Genomic DNA, 16,253 nt, shown 5'->3' with positions numbered 1-16,253 from the left:
GTGCTACACCAATTCATGCCGCTTTCTGCGGAGAATGCTTCTCGTATTTCGCCACGAGCGTTCGCTTCAGGACTTTTCCACTGGGCCCGAGCGGGAGGGCGTCGACGAATTCGACTCGACGAGGGTATTTGTATGCGGCGAGTCGCTGTTTGCCCCATTCGGTGATCTCTTCGTCCGATCCGGGGGTGACGTCCTCCGGCCGGGCAGGCACGACGATCGCCCAGACCTCCTCACCGAGCACGGGGTGCGGAACACCGATGACCGCCACCTGTGCCACGGCCGGATGCCCGATGAGGATCTCCTCGATCTCGCGCGGATAGACGTTGTAGCCGCCGCGCAGAATGAGGTCCTTCTTGCGGCCCACGATCGAGAGGTAGCCGTCGTCGTCCAGCCTGCCGAGATCGCCGGTGCGGAACCAACCGTCGATCAGCACCTCGGCGGTGAGGTCCGGGCGGCCGAGATATCCGGCCATGACGTTCTGGCCTCGCACCACGATCTCGCCCACCTCGCCGACGGGCAGGAGGTCGATCCCGTCGGCGTTCGGCCGAGCTGTGCCGACGGTGATGCCGGTGATGGGAACACCGACCGTTCCGGGGCGAAACGTCAGGCCGGGGTAGTGGTAGGCGACGCTGCAGGAGGTCTCGGTCATCCCGTAGCCCTCGTACACAGGGCATCCGAACGTGCTTCGGACAGCCTCGAGGGTCTTGACGGGAAGCGCCGATCCCCCGCTGTACACGCGGTCGAGCCGAGGGACCTGCTCTCCCTGAGCCACCGCGTCGAGCAGCTTGGAGTACATGGTCGGCACGCCCATGAACACCGTGCACCGGTGTTTCGCCATCAGTTCGAGGGCCCGCGGGCCGGAGAACTTCGGCATCATGACGAGGGAGACGCCGGCCCGGAAGCCGGTCAGCATGCCGCAGATCTGCCCGAAGCCGTGAGCCAGCGGCAGGCACCCGAGCAGGACGTCGTCACCCCGGAACGCGTACGGAGTGGTGACCATCCTCTCGACGTTGTACAGAATGTTCCGGTGGGTGAGCATCACGCCTTTGGGCTCGCCCGTCGTACCGGACGTGTAGAACACGACCGCGACATCGTCGGGTCCCGGCACGGCGGCCTCGTCGATCGGCGCCGTGCCCTGTGCCGCGTGCTCCAGGTCGACCGTGCCCGCGGGGCCCGGGCCGACGGTGAGGAGGACCGTGCCCCGCCGCTCCGCCGCCTGCCTCGCCCGGTCGAGCAAGGAGGTGGCGCACACCAGGAAACGGGCGTCGGCGTCGGTCAGTACGTGATCGGTCTCCGCCGCCGTCGCCATGACGTTCAGCGGGATCGCGACGGCACCGGCTGCCAGCACGCCGAAGTACACGACGGGAAACTGCGGGGTGTCGACCAGCAGCATGGCGACCCGGTCCCCCGGCCGTACCCCGTTGTCGCGCAGCACGGAGGCGTAGCGGCGAGCCTGATCCCACAGCCACCCGTACGTGAAGTGCTCGGACTCGTAGACCACGGCCGGGTGGTCGGGTCGCTGCGCCGCCGTGCCGGCCAGTACGCCGACAACTGACATCGTCATTACGGCAGCACTTCGGCTTTCGCGGCGCTGCGGATGCCGCCACCGCAGAGCTCGGACGTGAACCAGTCCCGGGCACTCGCGGTCGGAATGCTCAGTTCCTTCCAGATTCCCCGAAGAGCATGGGCGAAGTTCTCGACATCGTTCTGATCGTGTACGGCGGACGGAGCGATCCGCAGGATCTCCTCACCCGCGGGCACGCTGGGGGCGTTGATGGACTGGACGTAGATCCCGTGCCGCTCGAACAGCAGCCGGGACGCCCGCTTGCACAGATCGTCGTCCCCGACGAAGGCCGCAACGATGTGGGAGTCCGTCGAGACGAACGGGATGTCGGCCTCGATCAGAAGGCTGTGCAGAAGCTGCGCGTTCTCCGAGAGGAGCTTTCGCTCGGCGTCGGAGGACCGCAGATACTGAACCGACGCCAGCGCAGCGGCCGCGACCGCAGGCGGCAGCGAGGTGGTGAAGACGAACGAGCGCGCATAGGTCCGCACCGCGTCCACGAGGGCCGCCGGTCCCGCGATGTAGCCGCCAACCGTTCCGAACCCCTTGGCCAAGGTACCCATCACGACGGTGAAGCGATCGGCGATGCCTTCCCGCGCGGCGATGCCGGCGCCCTGCGGGCCGTACATGCCGACCGCGTGAACCTCGTCGATGAAGGTCGTGGCACCGTACTTGTCGGCGATGTCGGCGATCTCGGCGAGCGGCGCGACGTTGCCCGACATGGAGTAGACCGATTCCACGACGATGAGCTTCGGGCAGTCGGCGGGAGCCGCCACGATCAGTTCTTCCAGGTGGGCGGTGTCGTTGTGCCTGAAGATGTGCTTCTTCGCGCCGCTGTGCCGGAGTCCGTCGATGATCGATGCGTGGTTCTTCGCATCGGAGAATACGACGGTGTCCTTCGGCATTCCCGCCAGCACGGTGAGGGCGCCTTCGTTGGCGGTATAGCCCGAGGTGAAGAGGAGCGCGGCCTCCTTGCCGTGCAGATCCGCCAGTTCGTTCTCCAGACGGACGTGGTGGTGGTTGGTTCCGCCGATGTTCCGGGACCCTCCGGAGCCTGCGCCATGGGTCTCTATCGCGGCCTGCATCGCCTCGATGACCTGTCGGTTCTGCCCCATGCCCAGATAGTCGTTGCTGCACCACACATTTACTTCCGAATCCACCCCGTCACGCCGGGCAGAGGCCAGGGGGTAGTGACCGGAACGACGGCCGATCTCCAGGAACTCACGCTTGCTTTCAGCGAGATCTCCAGCGGTTTTGCTACTCAGGTAGGACGCCAGGTGAACGTTCATTTACTCGCCTTCTCGACGTAGCGATTGGACTGGCCTGCGCACGAGGTCTACGCTAGGAAAACTGTGACTTCAGGAGCACCTTGTCGGGTTTGCCGTTGCTGTTCATCGGCAGCGTGCTCAAGACGTGTATCTTCTCGGGCACGTGAATCGGGGACAGTGCCTCAGCAATTCTCGAGCGGATATCTTCCACTTCGGCGACCTCGGCCGGATCGCATTCGATCGCAGCGTGTATGTGCTCGCTTCCGTCCTCGTCCCGGACGCTGTAGACGGCGGCATGCCGGACGCCCGGGTGGGAAAGGATTTCCGCCTCGAGAACGATGGGATGCACCTTGACGCCACCCACCTTGATGACATGGGCCACCCGGCCCATGAGTGTCAGGTAGCCTCGCTCGTCGATAAAGCCGATGTCTCCGGTGGAGTACCAGCCGTCACGAAGAACTCGTGCCGTCGATTCCGGGTCCCCGTGATAGCCGTCCATCATCTGGGGAGATCGGACGTGAACCTCGCCGGTTTCGCCCGTCGCCAGTTGCGCACCCGTATCCGGGTCGCATACGGCGATCTCCACATAGGGGAAGGGCCGCCCGACGGTAGCCGAAAGATCCGGGTCGCCGTGCTCCGGAGGAGTCAGGGTCGTGATTCGACCACATTCGGTCGCGGCATACCCCTGCCACAGGACAGGGCCGAAAATCCGGAAGGCCTGGGCAATTCTTGCGGGTGCCGCGGGACTGCCGCCGTAGACGATCCGCTTCAGTGAAGACAGGCCCGCGGCCTCCACCGCGTCAGTGTCGCGGATTCCCCGCTCGAGCAGGTGGTCGATGAGCTGGAACACGTGGTTCGACGCCATGAACGTCCACGAGACCTCCTTCTCCGCCGAGACGGTGTCCACGAACTTCCCGGCATCGAAACTCTCGTGGAGATACAGCGCTCCGCCCAGGGTGAGGACTGCGTCCGCCATCGGGGCAACGCCATGACTCAGAGGGGTCGACACCAGTATCGTCGCGCAGTCGGCCTCACGGCCGAGCTCCATCCATGCGCTCAAGGTGGCTTCCCACGCTCGGCCCGACAACCGGATGCCCTTGGGCCGCCCCGTGCTGCCACTCGTGAAGCCGATGAAGGCCAGCGCGTTCGGCTCCCACGACACGGCGTCCGGGGCATCGGCACCACCGGTTCGGCCGGCCTCGTCGCGCTCCCCGTGCGGAAGCCGCGTCACCGGGATCCCGCTTCCGTCAGCGAGCTCCACCGCGCGCTCGGAGCCTTCGGCATCGGCATAGATGGTCACGGCTTCGGTCTCGCGCAGGATCTGGATCTGTTGATCCAGCGGAAGGACCGTCGTCCTGGTACCGGGATTAGTGGTTCGCAGATAGCATACGGCGCCGCCGAGCAAATGCGTCGCGTACCGCACGGTGAGCATCTCAGGGCTGTTGGGCGCGACCAGGATCGCTACCATATCCCCCTTACCTACTCCGCTATTGCGCAGCGCAAGGAAAGTTTCAGTCACGGACTGAATCAGATCACTGCCGGAGAAGGCCTTACCACGCCAGTAGACGACATCTCGACCCGGCGCGGCTGCGAGCAGCGCGAGAATCTCCGAGACATAACTACGACTTTTACTCCACCAATGCTCGGGCAGGCTCATGGGACCTTCCGTAGTGATGTCATCCGATTGGGCAGTGCAATCTTCGACATGCAATGGGAAGAGGTCAACCCTGTTCCGTCAGTGCTCTAGCGACCGTCATGTGTATCTTGAACGCATGATCTTCCCTGGGCGGGTAAACGCACCCTTCGCCCAAGAGCCGGAGCGCTCCCCCCCCCCCCCCCCCGAGCTTGGCGTTCAACATCGCAGGTCACTCGACCTGCTGAGCTGCCAGGATTCCGGGACGCGCGAGGCGGCCGTTCCTCGCGCTTCGAGATGTAGAATATTGAAGCACGAGAGAAAACACCGCTCCGAGGGTAAGGGCACTCCGGTATCCAAGCGTCTCTACCTGGCCGACGCTGCTTTCACGCTCGCGCTGACATCCGATGACGAAGCGCTGCTGCACGCATGCGCCGCTGCCCTGTGTGACCCGCACCGGCCCCTGCTTCTCGGCCGCCGGTCATGCCCGCCGGAAGGCCCGGTCCTGCTGGGCTGCGTGGAAGATCCGCTGCGCCACCTGGTACAGCTGCCCTTGGCGGCCAACAGGCCGCGCAGCGGCCCGCGGCCGATCGATTTCTACGGCGACAGACCGCTCGGTGCGCTCCCCGTGAACTCCGACGCCCCGGACAAGAGCGACGGAGATCACCACAGCGGCGAAGTCACCGACGAGCCGATGTCGTTCGCATCCCTGGCACGCCAGTACCGGCCTCGGCCGCTGTACCGGCGTGCCGTGCAGCTGCCCGACACCGCCTACGAAGGCTTCGGCGCCGGCCACCTGGAGACGCTCCAGAGCTACATCGACACCCACTTCGCGACGGCGGACAGGAGCACCCGGTGACTGCGTGGCCGACCCCCATCGTGCCCAGCTCTCGCGAGGCCCGCCGAACTGAGCGGCAATGCGCAAGGCATCCGACTGTGCCACCGCATGGTGCAGATGTTCACGGGCCTTGACCCCGAATCCTGGAAACGGGTTATGCGGCTTGTGCCAGCGTAGTTGGTGTCAGTTGGAGGGCGTTCTCGTAGGCGATCGGTGGTCGTTGTCCGAGGCGGGAGTGTCGGCGTCGGGTGTTGTAGCGGTGGAGCCATCTGAAGGCGTCGATCGGCGATCGCCCAGCCGGCCAGACGGCGCGAGGCGAGGTCGATGACGGTCGCCAGGTAGCAGAACTTCCCGCCGTCGACGGGCAGGCAGGTGATGTCGCCGACGTACTTCGTGTTCGGCTTGTCCGCGGTGAAGTCGCGGCCGATCAGGCCCGGGGCCTTGACGGCGGCCGGGGCGGGGACGGTGGTGCGGTGCCGACGGCGCCACCGGACCCCCTCGATCCCCAACGCCCGCATAATCCTGGCGACCCGCTTGTGGTGGAGCGCCTCACCATTCTCCTCGCGTAGCTCGGCAGTGATCCTCGGGGCTCCGTAGGCGCCCCCCCGATTCCTGGTGCACCGCCCGTATCCGGGCGGCCAGGCGGGCGTCGGCCGCCTGCCTGGCGGCCCGGTCAGCGGCTGTCCGGCACCAGTAGTAGAAGCTCGAGCGGCTGACGCCGAGGATGCTGCAGAGCCGCTCGACGCCGTGACGGCGCTGGAGGTCGGCGACACACTGGAAGCGGTTCACCAGCGCCTCTCCCCGGCGAAATACTTCGCCGCTTTGCGCGGGATCTCGCGTTCCTCCTCCAGCTCACGGACCTTCTTCCGCAAAGCGGCGTTCTCCGCCTCCAGCGGCGCCGGCGGCTGAGACGGTTCCTGCGTCCGCCGTCCCCGGGGACGGCTCACCCCGGCTGCCCGAACCCAGTTCCGCAGCGTCTCCGCATTGATCCCCAGATCGGCGGCGACCGACCTGATCATCGCTTCCGGCCGCGACTCGTACAACGCGACCGCGTCCGCCTAGAACTGCGGCGGATAGTTCTTCATGACCACGAGACGTCCGTCCTCAGATCCTCAGGATCCAGTGTCTCGTGTGTTCAACATCCAGGGCCAAGGCCCTTCGGCTGTTGTCAGCCGAACTGCTCAACCGCGCTTTGCAGCGGCATCGTTCACAAGCTGCCACATCTCGTAGTTCCCGCATTCTGCCGTGATCTCGGCCGTCGCCTGAGCCGCGGCGAAGAAGTCGTCGGCCAGCGGCGAGGTGCGCGACGCCGCCATCGCGACGAACACCTGGTCGGGCGCCAGGTCCGGGACGGGTACATACCTGATGTCCGGCCGTGAGTAGAACACGGTCTCCGAGCGCCCCACGAACGAGATGCCACGGCCGGCCGCGACGTGCTCGAGCTTCTCCTCCACCCCGCGCACCCGGAGCCCGGAGTCGGGAAGCGGGCGCCTCGTGGGCTGCGTGCTGGGGTCGGCATGCCAGATCAGCGGTTCACCGGCCAGGTCCGCCTCGGTGACCTCCTCCTTGCCGGCCAGCGGGTGGTCCGCGGGCAGCGCCACCATGAGCGGTTCGGTGTAGAGCGGGGTCAGGCGCAGGCCGGTCTCGTCGACAGGCAGCCGCACAAAGCCGACGTCGACGCGGCCGTCGAGCAGCATCGGGACCTGGTCGTCCCATTCCATGCGCTGCACGTCCACGACCACGTCCGGATGGCGGCCACCGAACTCTCGCGCCGCGGGGATGACCGGGATCCCCGCCCGAAAACCGACCACCAGCCGCCGGCCGCCACGGGAAGCCGCGGTCACCCGGCGCCTGACCGCTTGCGCGGAGGCGAGCAATGGACCGGCGTCGGCCAGGAGTTGTCGGCCCGCGTCCGTCAGCGTGACGCCGTGGCTGTCCCTGGTGAACAGGGGGGCGCCGAGGTCCTGTTCCAGCGCGCGGATCTGCCGGCTGAGCGCCGGCTGCGCGATGTGCAGGTCCTCGGCGGCGCGTCCGAAGTGCAGCCTGTCGGCGACGGCGGCGAAGTAGCGCAACTTGCGCAGATCCAGATCCATGGAGCCCCTCCCGGTCCGGCAATGCCTTGAGGTTATCACCACGGCTAAAACGGGTCTTGGACACCCGCTCGGGCCAATGGCATCGTTCACAGGGCCGAGAGAATTCGGTACAAGAATTCGGGATCGGTAATTGCTGCTCATCAATTCAATGGAGTGATCATGGGAAAGCTCGATGGCAAGGTAGCGGTGATTACCGGGGGATCCACCGGATTGGCACTGGCCGGGGCCAAGCTTTTCGTCGAGGAAGGAGCGCATGTATTCATCCAGGCCCGGCGGCAGGAAGCACTGGACGAGGCCGTCGCCCTGATCGGCCGCAACGTCACCGCGGTCCAGGGTGACGCGTCCGATCTGGACGACCTGGACCGCTTGTACGACACCGTCAAGCGGGAGAAGGGCTCGATCGACGTGCTGTGGGCCAGTGCCGGGATGGGTGAGCCCGCCATGCTCGGCGAGATCACCGAGGAACAGTTCCACCGCTCCTTCTCGCTCAACGCCCGCGGCACCCTGTTCACCGTGCAGAAGGCACTGCCGCTGATCAACGACCACGGCTCGGTCTTGATGACCGGATCCAACGCCTCCCTCGGCGCCTTCCCCGGCTGGAGCCTCTACGCGGGAAGCAAGGCGGTCCAGCAGGCCTTCGCCCGTGTCTGGCTCAACGAGCTGCGCGACCGCAAGATCCGGGTGAACGTCCTGACCCCCGGCCAGGTCGGCACGGCTAAGCAGGAAGAGCTGTTCGACGAGGCGACCAGGACTGCCTTCGAGTCCCTGATCCCCCGCGGAAAGATGGGCCGCCCCGAGGAGATCGCCACGATCGCCCTGTTCCTGGCCTCCGGCGACTCCAGCTACGTCAACGGTCTGGAGCTTGTCGCCGACGGCGGCACCACCGCTATCTGAACCATGCACGAACGAGACCGGGTCATGCACGAACGAGGCCGGGCCACGCGCGAACGAGACAGAGCGGCGCCTCAAGAACAGGCGCCCCCGCGAACAGGAAGAGAGCACAGCTCATGAGCAGCATCACCTTCATCGGTGCGGGGAACATGGCCCGCACGATCGGCGCACTCGCGGTAGCGGGCGGCAACACCGTCGAGATCATGGCACGCGATCACTCCAAGGCCGAGGTCCTGGCCAAGGCTCTGGGCGGCGGCACGACGACGGGTGAGTGGGGCGCCGTCCCGGCCGGGGACATCGTCATCACGGCCATGTTGTACGACGGGGTCGTTCCGGCCGTCGCCCAGTACGGGGACGCCCTCGCGGGCAAGACCATCGTCGATATCAGCAACCCCTTCAACACCACGGGCGACGGCCTGGCCCACAGCGAGGAGACCTCGATCGCGCAGGAAGTCGCCAAGGTGGCCCCGGCCGACGCCAGCGTGTTCAAGGCCTTCAACACCATCTTTCGTGGCGTTCTGGAGAACGGCCGGCCCGACGTCTTCTTCGCCGGTGACGACCCGCAGGCCAAGGCGGACGTGGCGGCATTCATCAAGAGCCTCGGACTGCGCCCGCTGGACGTCGGCGGCCTGAAGATGGCGCACTGGCTCGAAGGAGCGGGCGTGCTCACGGTAGGCCTCGCCGGCAACGGAATCGGCCACGTGAACTTCGCCCTGGGTGTCAACGAGTTTACGGGCTGACCCCCGGGGCTGACCGAACAGTCGACGAATAGCGCGCCGTGCGCTCCGGCCAATTGACGGAACCACCGACTCGTCGATGCCAGATGCCAGATGTCAGATTCCAGATATCAATAGTGGCGAAAGAGTTCGCCCGAGGAGGCGCAACGCAATGCAGCTCGGTTTCGTGATTCCCCTTGTCGGGCCCGCGGTCGGCGACGCCCCCGCCCTGAGCGCTTTCGTCCGCGGACTCGAGGACCTCGGCTACGACACCCTGTGGGTCGGCGATCGCCTGGTCACGCCGGTTGATCTGGGCAACGGCTATCTGGACCGGGGGCCGCAGATGGCCCGCTCCTTCGACCCGATGCTGCTGTTGACCGTCGCTGCGGCGGCGACCGACCGGGTACGCCTGAACACCAGCACGCTCAGCACGTTCTACTACGAGCCGCCGCACCTGGCCCGGCAGTTGACCACGCTCGACGTGCTCAGCGGCGGCCGCCTCGGCGTGGGCGTGGGGGTGGGGTGGATGAAGCAGGAGTACGACATCGTCCGCGGCGCGGACTGGAGCCGACGCGGCAAGATGCTCGATGACACGCTGGCGTTCCTGCGGGCGTGGTGGACGACCAGCCCCGTGTCCTGGGACAGCGAGTTCTTCACCATGCCACCGGTCCACGCCGACCTCCGTCCGGTCCAGGCGGGCGGGCCGCCCATCTGGATCGGGGGTGCCAGTGAGGCCGCGATGCGCCGGGTCGGCCGCAGCGGGGTCGGCTGGCTCGGGGTCGAAGGGCCGGCGCCCGCTGCGTCGGCCAGTAGCCAGGACGAGGGCGCCGGTCGCTTGTGGTCGATCGCGCGTCGAGCGGCGGAGGAGGCCGGCCGCGATCCCGACGCACTCAAGACGGCCATGCGGATCAACCTCGAGCCGGGCACGTCCGTCGACTCGGTCGCGGACCAACTGAAGCGGTACGCCGAATCCGGTGTCGATGAGGCGTACTTCGATGCCTTCACGATGTTCGCCGGCCTTGACCAGCTACTCGACTTCGCCGGCCAGGTGATCGAGCGTACCGGCCGGTTGTGACACCCAAGAAACGACCACCGAAGAAGCCAGAGGAAGAGAGAACTCACCATGAGCAGCATCAGCTTCATCGGTCTCGGGGGCATGACCCACGCCATCGCCTCACGTGCGGTAGCGGGCGGTAACTCCGTCGAGCTGATCGGCCGCGACGCCGCCAAGGCCAAGGGCCTGGCCGCCGAGCTCGGCGCCGGGGCCACGGTGGGGACCTTCGGCGCCGTCCCTGTGGGACACATCGTTGTCCTCGCCGTGCCCTACACCAGCGCCGTGCCGGTCGTCGCCCAGTACGGGGATGCCTTGGCCGGCAAGGTCATCATCGACATCTCCAACACCTTCGACGCCGACGCCACCGGGGTGGTCACTCCCGAGGGCACGTCCGGTGCGCAGGAGATCGCCAAGGCGGCCCCGGCGGGCGCGCATGTCGTGAAGGCGTTCAACACAGTCTTCGGCCATGTCCTGGTCCAGGAGCGTCCGTTGGACGTGCTCTTCGCCGGAGACGACGCACGGGCCAAGGCCGACGTGTCGGCGTTCATCGCGAGCCTCGGACTGCGTCCCCTCGACGTCGGCGGCCTGGAGATGGCCCGCTGGCTGGAAGGGATCGGGCCGCTGCTGATGGGCCTGGCCCGGAACGGCGCGGGGACCTTCGACGTCGCCATCGGCGTCGAACTCCGCGGCTGAGCACACCCGCACCACCACCCGGCACCACCACTTCGCGCACCACATCACCGACAAGGAGCAGTACGTTGCGAGTCTTCGTCACTGGCGGGACCGGCCATTCCGGTTCGTACATCATCCCCGAACTCATCGCCGCAGGACACGAGGTCACCGGCCTCGTCCGGTCGGACACGGCCGCCGCGGCACTGTCCGCGCTCGGCGCGAAGATACGCCGCGGCGACCTCCAGGACCTCGACGGGCTCAAGGAGGCGGCCGCGGACTCCGACGGCGTCATCCACGTCGCGCACCGGCAGGACCTGCTTCCCTCCGGCGGGATGGCCGCCGTGGCCGCCGCGGAGCTCCCGGTCATGCTCGCGTACGGCGAGGCCCTCGCGGGGACCGGTAAGCCGCTGGTCGCGGCGGGAAGCATCGGCTCGCCCGGAACCGGAACGTACCTGGGCCGGCCGGGTACCGAGGAAGACCCGGCCCTGCCCGTCGGTGACGAGCACAAGGGCACCCTGCGGGCCCGTAATGTCGTGGAGTCCGCCGTCATCGGACTCGCCGAGCAGAACGTACGGTCCTCGGTCGTGCGGATCGCCAACATCATGCACAGCACGACCGACCGTGGCTTTCTCCCCATGCTGATCGCGCTCGCGAAGGAGAAGGGCTTCGCCGGCTACCCCGAAGACGGCGCGAACCGGTGGAACGCCGTGCACGCCCGCGATGCCGCCTCCCTGTTCCGTCTGGCGCTGGAGAAGGGCCCGGCCGGCAGCTACTGGCACGCGGTCGAGGACGGGGGCGTCCCGTTCCGCGAGATCGCCGAGGCCATCGGCAGCCGCCTGGGCCTGCCCGCCGTGAGCGTTCCCCTGGACGAGCTGATCCTGCCGGCACATTTCGGGTTCCTTACGAGCGTCGTCACGCAGAGCTACCCGACCTCCAACCTCATCACCCGCCGGACCCTCGGCTGGGGGCCGGGTCAGCCCCGCCTGCTCGCCAATCTGGACAACGGCCACTACTTCCCCGCCGGCTGACAGCAGGGAAAGGGCAAGGCTCGTACAAGGACAAGGCTCTCCTGGAAGGACGCCGAGAACATGACGACTGTGGGATTCATCGGAAGCGGAGCCATCGGCAGCACCATCGCACGGCTCGCCGTCGAGGCCGGCCACCAGGTCGTGCTCAGCAACTCGCGCGGTCCCGGGACGCTCACGGACACGGTCGCGAGACTGGGTCCGGGGGCCTCCGCGGCGACGAGCGAGGAAGCCGCGGAGGCCGGTGACATCGTCGTGGTCACGGTGCCGGTCACGGCCTTCCCCGGCCTTCCCGCCGCGCCACTGGCGGGAAAGACGGTCATCGACACATGCAACTACGGCCCCGAGCGTGACGGGCACATCCCCGAGCTCGACAGTGGATCGCTCACCTCGAGCGAGCTGCTGCTGCGGTACGTCCCGGACGCCGGGCTCGTAAAGGCGTTCAACACCATCTACTTCAAGCACCTGCTGTCACTCGCCCGTCCGGCGGGGGCGGCCGACCGGTCGTACCTGCCGATCGCCGCGGACTCGGCGCCGGCGAAGGCGGCGGTCACCGACTTCATCGACTCCATCGGGTACGGCGTGGTGGACGCGGGCCCGCTGGCCGACAGCTGGCGGCAGGCCACGGGCACACCCGTGTGGGGCGCCCCCTATGGGCCGTACTCGAACGAGAAGGGCCGGCCCGCCGGCGACGACGTCATCTGCGCGGCACTGGCCACCGCCACGCGGTAACCGCAGGCCGGCGCGGGCCGGCGACATCGTCGACCAGCACTGAGCACGTGAGCACGACCAGGAGAGGCACATGACCGGCCCCCCGCCGCTGATCGCTGTGACCGATGCGGAACTCGACGACCTGCGCGCGCGGCTACGCGCCACCCGGTGGCCCACCCGGTGGCCCGTCGACGGCTGGGAAGCGGGCGCCGACAGCACTGAGATGCGCCGCCTGGCGGAGTACTGGGCCGCGGGCTATGACTGGCGCACCCACGAGGCGCGGATCAACGCCCTGCCGCACCACACGGCCACCACCGGCGGCACGCCCGTCCATTACCTCCGGTTCGACGGCAAGCGACCGGGCGCCCTGCCGATCGTGCTGACCCACGGCTGGCCCAGCACCTTCCTGGAGCTCACCGACCTCGCCCGGCGTCTCGCGGAGCCGTCGAAGACCCCACCACTACCACCGCGTCGAACTCTACGACGCCGACACCCTCACCTACCGCGGCCCCGCCTTCCGCAGCGACGAAATGAGCCCCCGCCAAGCCCGCGCACTGCACAATGCCCGCCGACGCGAAGCCGACCGCTACGCCGCCAAAGCCCGCCGAGCCCGCAAAAACGCCAACCCCCGCTACGCCGCCACCACCGTCGCCGCCGCGCCCGAACCCCTCAACCGGCTCACCGCCAGCCAGGCAGCCGCCCAGCTACGCGAGCTGCAGACACCGGAAGTTCACCTGCACGCCGAGGCCCGGCCCGACCTCCTCAACCGACCCCAGCCCGACTCCGCCCGCTGGACCAAACCCCTGACCGACCCCAAACCCCAGGACACCGCGTGACCCACCCGACCACGCCCGAAAACCAGCCGACCGCCGGCTCCAACTACCACTACATGGGCCTGCCCGGCGCCCGCGCCATGCTGACCCAGGCCAGCGCAGAGACCTACGCCAACCTCCACACCACCCTCAACGCCGACGCCGGTAAGGGCGCCATCATGTGTGTCCACGGCGGCGTCGGCCTGGGCAAGACCTTCGCCGTCAACAGCCACCTCGACGACCTCGCCCCCCACACCACCCTGCGCATCAAAGTCGGCTCCGCCAAAATCCAGGCCCTGCGCGCCTCCCTGTACAAAAAGCTCGACCTTCCCGGCGAGGCCCCCCTCAACAGCACCCGCTGCGAAACCATCCTCAAGGAAGCCCTGTCGGAAACCCCGCGCGTCCTGGTCGTCGACGAAGCCCAGTGGCTGGACACCCGGGCCTTCGAATTCATCCGCGAGCTTTGGGACGACGAGGACACCCGCCTCGCCGTCGTCCTGGTCGGCGCCGAGACCTGCTACCAGAAGATCAAGAACCGTCCGGCGCTGGATTCCCGCATCCTCGTCTGGCAGCGCTACAAGCCCCTCACACCCGCCGAAGTCCTCACCGTCATCCCCAAGTACCACCCGCTGTGGGCGGACGTACCCGCAGACGAACTGCTGTGGATCGACGACGTCGCCTGCCACGGCAACTTCCGCCAATGGGCCAAAATCACCTACCTGCTCTGGGACGAGCACGGCGGCACCGACGCGAAGGGTCCCGGTAGCGCGGGTCCGCCGCAACCGGCTGCGCCAGAGGGCGCAGCCGCACCGTTTCCTCCCTACAGCCGGGACCTGGTGCGCGCCGTCCTCAGTCGCCTCGACCCCACCCAACGCCACGTCGACTGAAGGCCCTGTCACGTATGGCCCACCGTAGCCGTCCAGGGGCCGTGCTGCCCGAAACCGAACTGGGCAGCCAGCCAGGCCCGGCGCCTCGTAGGGGCAGGCGGGGCTGCTGTCCGTGGCCTCCGCGATCATGGGGGTGAATCGGACGGCAGGGCGTCGCCCGACGGGGTGGGAGGGGCCGGGTCAACGGCGGGCGTGGCAGCACATAGTGGGCGCTCGTGTCGTACCCGTTCGATGTGTCCGAGGCCTCCATTCGCGTCAATGTCGATGATCTTGCCCAGCAACTCGTCTTCGCGCCGGCGCCGCATCGACTCCGTGTGGAAGCGGGAGATACCGGCGAGCGTCTCGTTGAAGCTCCGGGTCACCGCCAGGAGCACCCCGGGCAGCACCGAGACGAGCACTACCCATAACGCGGCATGACCGATCGCTGACATCAGGAACGGTTCGCGATCACTTCTGGGTGGCTCGGCGGCGCAGTTCGTCGAGGCGGGCTTCGGCGGCTTCGGCTGCCCTGGGGCCTTGTGAGCTGGTATAGCGAGTCAGCACTTGTGGCGGGATGACTCGGAGCCGGACGAGGTGCTCGAGAACTATGACTGCAGCTTCGTGTGCCGGAGACAGGAAAGGCACGTTCACATCTTTTATGGGATTGAGTAGTTCGAGCGGATGCTCTCGGACACGGACCGCATGGTCGACTGCATCGGCGAGGCGTTGTGACTTCGCTGCGTCCATCTCGGCTGTGCTCTCGTGCCAGTACGAGCCGTCGAATTCGAGAACAAGAGAGAGTTCCGGGATGTACATGTCCACCCGTTCGATGCCCTTGGCGGTGCGGATGGTGCGGCGGTCGGGATCCAGAGGGAGGACGACCGACAGCTCCGCGGCCAGCCGCACCTCCTGGGCGGAGGTTCCCGGGATGTTGCAGTGGGGGCAGCCCGTGCCGCCCCTTGTGCGGTTTGTGACGGTGGCGATCCAGGCATGCTCCCGGTTGATCGGACAGATCCAGTGGACCTTCATGCTGCTGCCCGAGGTCAGCTCTGCTGCGCTGATCTTGGATCTGACCGGATCGAGCTGGACGGCCAGATCGGGGCGCACGGCGAGAAGGCTGCTGGTGGTGGACACTTTGTTTCCGGCACAGTAAGGGCAGCCCTGCCCACTGGCTCGTTTGTAGACCCGAGCTTGCCAGCGGTGGTCGGGCCCCTTCCGGCATACCCAGTGGACGATCCGGCTGGAGCCGACCGATACGTCGCGCGGGCTGAGCGCGCCGTTGCGCTCGTGGTCCCACTGGCGGGCAATATCAGGCCGGTTGCTCGCCAGGCGGTTAACGTCCCACACCCGGGCTCCGCTGCAGAAGGGGCATCGAGACCCCTTGCCGACCCGGTTGTTCGGACTGGCCGTCCAGCGGTGCTCCGGGTGACTCCGGCAGAACCAGGCCAGGACCCGGTTGTCCTGGGCGAAGATCTCGTGGGCCGTCGTGCCGTTGACCGGCGCGTCGAACTCCAGTGCCACGTCGGGGGCGACTTCGGCGAGACTGTGCTCGCGAGCCAGACGCTTGCGTGCGCAGTACGGGCAGCCCTGCGGGCGGGTCGCATTGGTCCGGGAGTTCACGCTCATGTCGTAGTCCGGGTGTCCCGCCAGGCACCGCCACCAGGCCACGCTCTTGCTGCCGTTGAGCACCTCTGAGGCGGTGAATCCGGAACGTTCCGGGTTGAGATCCTTGGCTACGTCTGGAGAGATGGCGGCCAGGCTTCGCTCAAAGGGCACCTGTCCGCTGAGGCGTTTGCCTCGGCAGGCTGGGCAACCGGTGGACTGCGGCTTGGTGCGATTGTTGACCGTTGCGGACCATTCGTGAGCAGGGTTCGCAGAGCATTGCCACCACACCTTGGTCTTCCAGCTGTAGGGCACCTCCTCTGCTGTCAGTCCCTCATTGCGCTCAGGGTGGAACTCCTTGGCGACGGGATGCTCGCCCAGGTTTCGCCGAACGGTCTTCGGCAGCGATGCGCGTAACACGGTGTCTTCTCCTCAGGGGCAAGTCAGTCCCTCAGTCCTCAGGATCGAACCCAAGAGGCCGCCGGGCCGACGAAGTTGAAGACAGACCGTA

The 16,253-nt window shown here is 67.3% G+C and carries 16 protein-coding genes and 3 pseudogenes; 11 read left to right on the top strand and 8 right to left on the bottom strand.

Going from position 1 to position 16,253, the window contains the following annotated elements; genetic code table 11:
* Nucleotides 1-13: 13 nt before the first annotated feature.
* From QC283_RS19390 to QC283_RS19380, 3 genes are read right to left on the bottom strand one after another with little or no spacing between them, the layout of a single operon-like run.
* Entirely contained in the window at nt 14-1,564 is a 1,551-nt protein-coding gene (locus QC283_RS19390) for a long-chain-fatty-acid--CoA ligase (RefSeq protein ID WP_279562831.1), read from the bottom strand.
* Nucleotides 1,564-2,850: a 5-aminolevulinate synthase gene (hemA, locus tag QC283_RS19385; protein WP_279562830.1), complete on the bottom strand. Its 1,287-nt coding sequence runs from the start codon at nt 2,848-2,850 to the stop codon at nt 1,564-1,566. Before hemA ends, QC283_RS19390 begins: the two co-directional genes overlap by 1 nt.
* 52 nt (nt 2,851-2,902) lie before the next feature.
* Nucleotides 2,903-4,486 carry a class I adenylate-forming enzyme family protein gene (locus QC283_RS19380; protein WP_279562829.1) on the bottom strand — a complete coding sequence of 528 codons (1,584 nt, stop codon included), beginning with the start codon at nt 4,484-4,486 and terminating at the stop codon, nt 2,903-2,905.
* A gap of 283 nt (nt 4,487-4,769) precedes the next feature.
* Between QC283_RS19380 and QC283_RS19375 the strand changes: the two genes are divergently transcribed.
* Nucleotides 4,770-5,321: a type I-E CRISPR-associated protein Cas5/CasD gene (locus QC283_RS19375; RefSeq protein ID WP_279562828.1), complete on the top strand. Its 552-nt coding sequence runs from the start codon at nt 4,770-4,772 to the stop codon at nt 5,319-5,321.
* On the opposite strand, the gene QC283_RS19370 is transcribed toward QC283_RS19375, so the two are convergent.
* Nucleotides 5,276-6,073 carry an IS3 family transposase gene (locus QC283_RS19370; protein ID WP_443032646.1) on the bottom strand — a complete coding sequence of 266 codons (798 nt, stop codon included), beginning with the start codon at nt 6,071-6,073 and terminating at the stop codon, nt 5,276-5,278. The genes QC283_RS19375 and QC283_RS19370 overlap by 46 nt on opposite strands.
* On the opposite strand from QC283_RS19370, the gene QC283_RS39605 reads away from it, so the two are divergent.
* Nucleotides 6,048-6,209, top strand: a complete 162-nt coding sequence (locus QC283_RS39605; protein ID WP_383527720.1) for a hypothetical protein — start codon at nt 6,048-6,050, stop codon at nt 6,207-6,209. The genes QC283_RS19370 and QC283_RS39605 overlap by 26 nt on opposite strands.
* Nucleotides 6,210-6,217: 8 nt before the next feature.
* Here the strand turns inward: QC283_RS39605 and QC283_RS39600 are convergent.
* Nucleotides 6,218-6,319, bottom strand: a pseudogene (locus tag QC283_RS39600) (hypothetical protein); the annotation flags it as partial.
* Nucleotides 6,320-6,481: 162 nt separating this feature from the next.
* The gene (locus QC283_RS19365; RefSeq protein ID WP_279562827.1) at nt 6,482-7,393 is read right to left on the bottom strand and encodes a LysR family transcriptional regulator; all 912 of its coding nucleotides are present in this window, start codon (nt 7,391-7,393) and stop codon (nt 6,482-6,484) included.
* A gap of 159 nt (nt 7,394-7,552) precedes the next feature.
* Here QC283_RS19365 and QC283_RS19360 point away from each other — a divergent pair, with 159 nt between their 5' ends.
* The 9 genes and pseudogenes from QC283_RS19360 to QC283_RS19320 all read left to right on the top strand — a co-directional run bounded on the left by QC283_RS19360 (nt 7,553) and on the right by QC283_RS19320 (nt 14,161).
* Nucleotides 7,553-8,287, top strand: coding sequence for an SDR family NAD(P)-dependent oxidoreductase (locus tag QC283_RS19360; protein WP_279562826.1), 735 nt, complete (start codon nt 7,553-7,555; stop codon nt 8,285-8,287).
* A gap of 113 nt (nt 8,288-8,400) precedes the next feature.
* Nucleotides 8,401-9,024, top strand: a complete 624-nt coding sequence (locus QC283_RS19355) for an NADPH-dependent F420 reductase (protein WP_279562825.1) — start codon at nt 8,401-8,403, stop codon at nt 9,022-9,024.
* Nucleotides 9,025-9,172: 148 nt separating this feature from the next.
* Entirely contained in the window at nt 9,173-10,075 is a 903-nt protein-coding gene (locus QC283_RS19350; RefSeq protein ID WP_279562824.1) for a TIGR03619 family F420-dependent LLM class oxidoreductase, read from the top strand.
* A 48-nt stretch (nt 10,076-10,123) separates the two neighbouring features.
* Nucleotides 10,124-10,747: an NADPH-dependent F420 reductase gene (locus QC283_RS19345; protein ID WP_279562823.1), complete on the top strand. Its 624-nt coding sequence runs from the start codon at nt 10,124-10,126 to the stop codon at nt 10,745-10,747.
* Between the two features lie 65 nt (nt 10,748-10,812).
* Nucleotides 10,813-11,754 (top strand): SDR family oxidoreductase, encoded by a 942-nt coding sequence (locus tag QC283_RS19340; RefSeq protein WP_279562822.1) that lies wholly within the window; start codon nt 10,813-10,815, stop codon nt 11,752-11,754.
* A 36-nt stretch (nt 11,755-11,790) separates the two neighbouring features.
* A pseudogene (locus tag QC283_RS19335) lies at nt 11,791-12,483 on the top strand (NADPH-dependent F420 reductase); the annotation flags it as partial.
* Nucleotides 12,484-12,553: 70 nt separating this feature from the next.
* A pseudogene (locus tag QC283_RS19330) lies at nt 12,554-12,814 on the top strand (epoxide hydrolase N-terminal domain-containing protein); the annotation flags it as partial.
* Nucleotides 12,815-12,992: 178 nt separating this feature from the next.
* Nucleotides 12,993-13,298, top strand: coding sequence for a hypothetical protein (locus QC283_RS19325; protein WP_279562982.1), 306 nt, complete (start codon nt 12,993-12,995; stop codon nt 13,296-13,298).
* Nucleotides 13,295-14,161, top strand: a complete 867-nt coding sequence (locus QC283_RS19320; RefSeq protein WP_279562973.1) for an ATP-binding protein — start codon at nt 13,295-13,297, stop codon at nt 14,159-14,161. The genes QC283_RS19325 and QC283_RS19320 overlap by 4 nt, the downstream gene beginning before the upstream one ends.
* Nucleotides 14,162-14,286: 125 nt before the next feature.
* Here QC283_RS19320 and QC283_RS19315 read toward each other — a convergent pair whose 3' ends face one another.
* Both QC283_RS19315 and QC283_RS19310 read right to left on the bottom strand, forming a co-directional pair.
* Nucleotides 14,287-14,592 (bottom strand): hypothetical protein, encoded by a 306-nt coding sequence (locus tag QC283_RS19315; RefSeq protein WP_279562821.1) that lies wholly within the window; start codon nt 14,590-14,592, stop codon nt 14,287-14,289.
* Nucleotides 14,593-14,608: 16 nt separating this feature from the next.
* The gene (locus QC283_RS19310) at nt 14,609-16,162 is read right to left on the bottom strand and encodes a zinc-ribbon domain-containing protein (protein WP_279562820.1); all 1,554 of its coding nucleotides are present in this window, start codon (nt 16,160-16,162) and stop codon (nt 14,609-14,611) included.
* Nucleotides 16,163-16,253: the final 91 nt, after the last annotated feature.

Source organism: Streptomyces sp. DH41 (assembly GCF_029813785.1).
GTDB lineage: Bacteria > Actinomycetota > Actinomycetes > Streptomycetales > Streptomycetaceae > Streptomyces.
This window is presented reverse-complemented; position numbering and strand designations above follow the sequence as displayed.